The sequence below is a fragment of the Streptomyces verrucosisporus genome (assembly GCF_017114865.1).
GTDB classification, from domain to species: Bacteria; Actinomycetota; Actinomycetes; order Streptomycetales; family Streptomycetaceae; genus Streptomyces; species Streptomyces fenghuangensis.
Genome location: NZ_JADEYH010000059.1, coordinates 1 through 5,920 on the forward strand (window position 1 = coordinate 1; position 5,920 = coordinate 5,920).

At 69.6% G+C, this 5,920-nt stretch carries 5 protein-coding genes and 3 pseudogenes; 3 read left to right on the plus strand and 5 right to left on the minus strand.

Going from position 1 to position 5,920, the window contains the following annotated elements; translation table 11 throughout:
* Positions 1–158 (plus strand): bacteriocin immunity protein (locus tag IQ279_RS28395; protein WP_241028845.1); only part of this gene is annotated, 158 nt, incomplete at its 5' end.
* A gap of 9 nt (positions 159–167) precedes the next feature.
* On the opposite strand, the pseudogene IQ279_RS27320 reads toward IQ279_RS28395, so the two are convergent.
* Both IQ279_RS27320 and IQ279_RS27325 read right to left on the minus strand, forming a co-directional pair.
* Positions 168–1,099: pseudogene (locus IQ279_RS27320) on the minus strand (IS5 family transposase).
* A 102-nt stretch (positions 1,100–1,201) separates the two neighbouring features.
* Positions 1,202–1,402, minus strand: a complete 201-nt coding sequence (locus tag IQ279_RS27325) for a hypothetical protein (protein ID WP_241028844.1) — start codon at positions 1,400–1,402, stop codon at positions 1,202–1,204.
* Positions 1,403–1,590: 188 nt separating this feature from the next.
* Between IQ279_RS27325 and tcmP the strand changes: the two genes are divergently transcribed.
* Positions 1,591–2,709, plus strand: coding sequence for a three-Cys-motif partner protein TcmP (tcmP, locus tag IQ279_RS27330; protein WP_206352010.1), 1,119 nt, complete (start codon positions 1,591–1,593; stop codon positions 2,707–2,709).
* A 7-nt stretch (positions 2,710–2,716) separates the two neighbouring features.
* Here tcmP and IQ279_RS27335 read toward each other — a convergent pair whose 3' ends face one another.
* The 3 genes and pseudogenes from IQ279_RS27335 to IQ279_RS27345 form a co-directional block, all read right to left on the minus strand.
* Positions 2,717–3,475, minus strand: coding sequence for a DUF5131 family protein (locus tag IQ279_RS27335; RefSeq protein WP_206352011.1), 759 nt, complete (start codon positions 3,473–3,475; stop codon positions 2,717–2,719).
* A gap of 235 nt (positions 3,476–3,710) precedes the next feature.
* Positions 3,711–4,575, minus strand: a protein-coding gene (locus IQ279_RS27340; RefSeq protein ID WP_372445252.1) for an IS5 family transposase whose coding sequence is annotated in 2 segments (ribosomal slippage) — positions 3,711–4,196 and positions 4,198–4,575 — 864 coding nt in all. Because the reading frame shifts where the segments join, the coding sequence is not laid out codon by codon here.
* A 547-nt stretch (positions 4,576–5,122) separates the two neighbouring features.
* A pseudogene (locus tag IQ279_RS27345) lies at positions 5,123–5,308 on the minus strand (IS256 family transposase); the annotation flags it as partial.
* A gap of 90 nt (positions 5,309–5,398) precedes the next feature.
* On the opposite strand from IQ279_RS27345, the pseudogene IQ279_RS27350 reads away from it, so the two are divergent.
* Positions 5,399–5,920 (plus strand): annotated as a pseudogene (locus IQ279_RS27350) (SMI1/KNR4 family protein); the annotation flags it as partial.

A 5,920-nucleotide genomic window follows, 5' to 3' on the forward strand; every position in this document is an offset into this window, starting at 1 on the left:
CAGACGACGAGGTGGACGGCTGGCTAGGCAGGCTCGACAGAGCCCTGGCATGCCCGTCCGGTTATGTCAGCGACTTGATCTTCTGGTCGCCGGAGCGGGAGCTTTCGGCTGATGAGGTAGTCGATCAGGCCCTGGCGTACCGGCCGATCGCTTTGTGAGGTCGGGACTCAGCCCCGAAGCCAGATGAGTAGAGCTGCGGTGGTTGCGGTGCCGAGGAAGATGTAGCCGCGCTTGTCATAGCGGGTGGCCACGGCCCGGGACTGCTTCAGCCTGTTGATCGCTCGTTCGACGGTGTTGCGCTTCTTGTACCGCTCTTCGTCGAAGCCGGGTGGTCGTCCGCCGCGTGAGCCTTTGCGCAGGCGGGCAGCCTGGCTATCGGTCTTCTCTGGGATCGTGTGCCGGATGCCTCGGCGCCGCAGGTACTCGCGGCACGGGCCGTTGCTGTATCCCTTGTCGGCCGCGAGGCTGTCGGGCTTCGTGCGGGGCCGTCCCGGACCGACCCGCGGAACCCGGATCTTTGCCAACACCGCCTGGAACTGGGTGCAGTCCGCCCGCTGTCCGCCAGTGACGACCAAGGGCAGCGGGCGGCAGCGGCCGTCGGCGCTCAGGTGGAGTTTGCTGGTGAACCCGCCCCGCGAGCGGCCCAGGCCCTCGCCTCCTGCACCACCTCCACCAGCCGGGCGAGCAGGCTTTGCCACGGTGTTTCGCCCTGATGTTCTACCGCTTCGGCCCTCTTTGACGCGGGCGCCGGCAGCGGGTCGGTCCGGGCACCGGCCGCGTGCTGATGGGCGCACACGATGGTGGAGTCCACCGAGATGTCCCAGTCGATCTCGCCCGCGATGTCGGCGGCGGCCTGGACCTGCTGCAGCAGACGCTCTCACGTGCCGTCGGCCGACCACCGCCGGTGGCGTTCATAGACGGTCTTCCAGGGGCCAAACCGCTCGGGAAGATCCCGCCACTGCACCCCGGTCCGCACCCGGTGCAGGATCCCGTCGATCACCTGTCGGTGATCCCGCCACCGGCCACAACGTCCATTGCTCACCGGCAGGGACGGCCGCAGCCGTTCCCATTCCGCATCCGTCAGATCGCCCCGCCCCATGCCCGCAACAACGACCCAGGCACGGAGCGGTCACATGATCGCCCGGACAGCTCCTAGTCAGCTGGTGTCTGGGCAGCGGATTCGTGCCGGTATTTACACAGGTCAGGGGGAGGTCATCACCGTGCGGTGCGCGTAGTCGCTCAGGCCCGGGAGATCGGGGCGCAGCTCGGCGACCTGTGCGGTCAGCGCGCGTACCGAGGGTCGGCGGGCCTCCAGCGGGGCGGCGAGCTCGATGAGGCGCAGCTGGGCGAAGGCACCGGTGACGTCGCCGGCGTCGAGGAGGGTGCTGGCGGAGGCAGCCAAGGTATGTGACCAGCGGAGTCGGTGATATCACGTCAGCGTGTGCTGGATAACGACTGGAGATTCAGCCGTTATCCAGCAGGCAGGTGCTACGCGGGCGCTGTTGGTCACGCATATTGCATGCGGTCTGGACGCTGGGTAGTGGATCGGTTCACTCTTGGACGAGTTCGCCGACGGCAAAGGGGGGTCCGATGGGGCGGAAGAAGGAGCTGGCCGAGAAGACGGTGTGGCGCAGTGACCCGCACACGCAGGTCAAGCACCTGATGTACCGGCACTACCTGCACTGCTGGATGGCGAAGATTCTGCAGAGGTTTCCCGAAGCCACCATCGTCGATGCGTTCGCCGGCCCCGGCGTGTACCAGGATGGCCCGCCCGGATCTCCGATCGTCATCGCCCGGGCCTTCCTGGAGCACACCGCCTACCGGCGGTTCGGGAAGCTGAACCTGGTGTGCCTGGAGGAGCGGCCGGACCGGGTGACCGAGTTGCGGCGGCAGGTTGCCCGACTGCCGGCCTCGCCGGGCCTGAACGTCCAAGTGGCGGAGCCGGGGTTGTTCGCGGAGCGGCAGGCAGAGTTGTCCGCGTTGGCGCACCGGGGCAAGGCGGACATGCCGGTGCTGTGGCTGCTGGATCCGTTCGATCTGAAGAGTGTGCCGTTCTCCCTGGTGCGGCGGTGCATGGCCGGGCGGCGGGACGAGGTGCTGTTCACTTTCTTCAGCAACGAGCTGCACCGCTTCTGCCAGCGCGAGCACTACGACAAGGCCATGGACACCTATTTCGGCAGTGATCTGTGGCGTTCGGCTGTGCAGGTAAAGGGTGCGGGGGCGCGGAAGGAGGCCTTCGCCGAGGCGTATGAGCAGATGCTGGCTCGCCATCGTCTGCTCAGCGGCCGGTTCGGGATACGGATCAGCAATCAGAGCGCGCGCTATCATCTGATCCTGGCCACCCACAGTGAGGCTGGGCTGAAGTGCTGGAACCCGGCGGCGTGGAAGCTGGACGGCTACACCGGGCGAGGGGCTTCGGCGGCCACGGTGATGCAGCCCGATCTCTTCGGCGGCCAGGCTGTGGTGGACCGCCTGGACGAGGCGCTGCGCAGCCATGCTGGGACAGCGCAGCGCTGGAGTGCCTTGTCAAGCGAGGCCGCCCGGCTGGGCTTTGTCGATAAGCATCTGCGGACGGCGCTGACCAAGCTCGCCGCGGAGGGGCTGGCAATCCGGGTGGAGCCGGTCAAGGCTCCGACGCCGTGGCCGGAGGGCTGCATCGTGCGGTTCTACGCCCCCGAAGACCTCAAACTCGAAGAGGCCGAGGACTGACCACCGTTCAGCTCGGCGACAGTGCGCGCTGAGGGGGCGGCATCTCGTCCCAGGTGCGCCCGTCCAGTTCGCGGCCGCCGGCCTTGGGGGTGCGGCCGCCCCACTGCTTGAAGAAGAACGCGGTGTTCTGCTCCTGGCAGGCGTCCCGGATGCCGGTCACCCACGCCTGATCCATCGGCCGGTGGCCGGGGCCGGACTCGCCGCCGGCGATGACCCAGTCGATCCCGTCCAGGTTCAGCCCCGGCAGCGGGCCCAGCAGTGGTTCGCAGGACAGGAACCGCACCGCGGCCGGCACCTGCCGCAGGTCGTCCACGCGCGGTAGCTCGGTCTCGGACTCGACCGAGACACCCACCCACAGGTTCGCCGGCCACTGAAGCTTACCGGCGACCTGCCGCAGGCGGCGGGCCCGCTTGGTCAGCACCTGATAGGTGTGCTGCGGGGTGTCGGCCATCACCTGGAAGACCTGGCGGACAAAGCCCAAGGGGACGCGGGCGTGGAAGAGGTCGGACATGGAGTTGACGAACACCACCCGCGGGCTCTTCCAGCCGTAGGGGATGGTGAGGGAGTCGGGGTGGAGGGTGACGTCGAAGCCGGGGCCGGAGGTGCGCGGGTCGCCGTCGTTCTGGTACTTGGGTGCTCCCATGGCCTTGAGTCGTTTGGCCAGAGTCAGGGCGTAGCAGTTGTCGCAGCCGGGCGAGACGCGGTCGCATCCGGTGGTGGGGTTCCAGGTGGCCTCGGTCCACTCGATCGCGCTTCGGTCGCCCACCGACTTACCTCCCGCTTTAAGACCCCGCCCCAGCCCGGCGCGGTGTGGTGCGCAGTGCTCAACGATCCGCAGTGTGCGCGGACACCGGCCATCCAACCACCGCCGCACAGCCCTCCTCCCCAGTTCCACAGATCCGTAATCGAACAAATATACGCACCTCTATGGAAGTTGTGGTCGGTGAACCCCACCTGCGGCCCCAGGGCGGGAGAGCTCCCGCTAGGCGGTTTCGTTTGGATCATCGGGCGGACCAGAGGAAAATGCCCGCGACGTGGAGTCCGGCCAGGTAGATGGTGGCGGTCTTCTCGTAGCGGGTGGCGATGCCGCGCCACTGCTTGAGGCGGTTGATGCACCGCTCGACGGTGTTGCGCTGCCGGTAAGCCTCGTGGTCGAAGGCCGGTGGCCTGCCGCCGCGGCTTCCCCGCCGCAGTCGGTGACGTTGCTGGTCTGCCGGGACAGGGATCACCGCGCGGACGCCGCGTCTGCGCAGGTGCTCGCGGATCGCGCGGGAGGAGTACGCCTTGTCGGCCAGGACCACCTCCGGCCTGGTACGGGGCCGTCCTCGCCGGCGGGGCACGCGCAGGCGGGTCATGACTTCGGGGAAGGCGGGCGCGTCACCGGCCTGGCCGGCGGTGAGATGGAACGCCAGCGGTCGGCAGCGGCCGTCGGCCGCAAGGTGGATCTTCGTAGTCAGTCCGCCGCGGGACCGGCCGATGGCGTGATCGTCCGGCTCCCCGGCCGGGGCCCCTTTTTGCGGGCCCCGGCCGCTTTTTGCGGGCCCCGGCCGCGTGCTGGTGAGCGCGCACGATGGTGGAGTCCACCGAGACGGCCCAGCTCAGGTCCTCGTCCGCGTCGGCCTGGGCCACCAGCGCGGTGAAGACCCGCTCCCAGGTGCCGTCGATGGCCCACATCCGCAGCCGGTTGTAGACGCCCCGCCAGTTGCCGTACCTCTCCGGCAGGTGAACCCACTGCGTTCCGGTCTGGAACTTGAAGGCGATCGCATCGATCACCTCGCGGTGGTCCCGCCGCCGGCCACCCCGCTTCGGTGTCCGGTCCGGGAGCAACGGCTCGATCCGCGCCCACTGCGCGTCGGTCAATGGCACAACCGGACCAACGACCGACTGATCCAAACGAAACAGCCTAGGTGGGCCAGGCAGGCGGTGTGGCCGGGGACGTGGATGCCGCGGCAGCCGACCGGATCCGCTGTGGTGGCGCCGTGGCCGCAGTGCTGCCAGCCTGGTGGGGTGGCGGAAGGTGCCTGGGGAACTGTGGACGTCATGCCCGGTGGACGATCGGGCGAAGCCGGGCAGTTGCCTGCCCCAAGGAATACGGTGTCGGACTGGTCTCTTCCAGCGCCCGCACCGCCCGCTCCTTGAGGGGGCCGCCGACCGGCCGCCAGGTCTACCGCACCGTCTCCCCCGCCCGCTCCGCCTCCGCCAGCCGATCTGGCACCGCCCACTGCCCGCCGGTGACCTTGTCGGTCATTCCGCCCGTCTCTTCCTCGTCGACACCACGTGCCGCTGCCCCGGCCCTATGGGGAGGGATCATGACCCACCGCGCACCGGCCGCGCGGCCTCTTCGCCCGCCCACCACCCGGACAACTCCCACCTGTCCAGGGTCAAACGTTCGGTGTAACCAGGGTAGCTGGGGTTACTGGCGGGCTACGGAGAGCCGACCGTCGAAGGCGATGTCGAAGGCGTTCAGGGCGGTCTTCCAGCGCATGGTCAAGCGGGCCTGGCCCTTGCCGGTGGGGTTCAGGGACATGATCGCCATGTAGACGCACTTGAGTGCGGCGGTCTCGCTCGGGAAGTGGCCGCGAGCCTTGAGCGCCCGTTTCCCGCCGTCGCTCTGGGCGTGATGGGCACCGTCACGGCCCGTCCGCTCCCGAAGCGCTCCGTACGATCACCGGAATTCCTGGAGGCGGTGTTGTCCTCGTCGTCCCCGCTCCATGACCTCGCGACCTGGGAGCCGCTGCTGCGGGCCGCCAACGCGGAGCGCCCGGCCGCCCCGGGCGGCCGGGTGGCGGGACGCATCGGCCGCCACGGATGTAGTGTGCCCCTGCGGCGATGGCCTGTGCCGCCCGGGCGGGCCGCCCGGGGCGAGGACAGGCAGGCCGAGTACGACGCGGTGGAGCGGGTACGCGGCGCGCTCGCGGACGCCGGCACCGGGGAGATCTCCTTCGTGGCGGAGATCTCCCCGGCCGGAAGGGCGGTGCTGCACCTGCGGGGTTCCAGCCCCGCGGTGGAGGCGGGTCTCGGCCCGTACCCGGGCTCGCTCCTCCTGGTCGAGGACGCCGTTCCTGAGCCCTGGCGCCGCCTGCCCGACCCGGTGCCCGGGGCGGCGCCGGCCCCGTCGGCGGACCCGGCGCTGCTGGAGCGGACACTCCGTCAGCGGCTCCCCGACGCCGTCGGCGCGACCGAGGCGGAGATCGCCGCCGCACAAGCACGC

What these genes read in the sequence shown, in the direction of transcription:
- tcmP (WP_206352010.1), top strand. Translation starts at nt 1,591, where the DNA reads ATGGGGCGGAAGAAGGAGCTGGCCGAGAAGACGGTGTGGCGCAGTGAC.